This window comes from Pseudomonas sp. Eth.TT006 (assembly GCF_054456575.1).
Genome location: NZ_JBTJEN010000050.1, coordinates 1 through 303 on the forward strand (window position 1 = coordinate 1; position 303 = coordinate 303).

The window sequence follows — 303 nt, forward strand, 5'->3', positions numbered from 1 at the left end:
GACAGCGATGCCGCCGACGGTCAGCGTAGTGACGCCGTCCAGTGCGGTGATGGTGAAGGTGCCGCTTTGGGTCAACGCAGTGGAATCCGGGGCGCTGCCGTCGCTGAGGTTTTTCTCGTAGACGGTGAGTTCGCCACCGTTCACGTCGAGGCCGTTGATGATCACCGGATCATCGTTGTTGTGGATCTGCAGCACCAGGTTGGCGGTGCTGGTGTCGCCGTCCGAATCGGTGATGGTGTAGGTGAAGGTTTCGGTGCCGTTGCCACCGCCGTGCAGGGCTTTGAAATCGGCGTTGCTGGTGTT

General features: G+C 61.1%; 1 protein-coding gene. It reads right to left on the reverse strand.

Annotated features, from left to right (window positions below; genetic code table 11):
• Window positions 1-303, reverse strand: a 303-nt coding sequence (locus ACXR0M_RS27275) for a hypothetical protein (RefSeq protein WP_458834694.1), incomplete at both ends; no start/stop codon positions are given.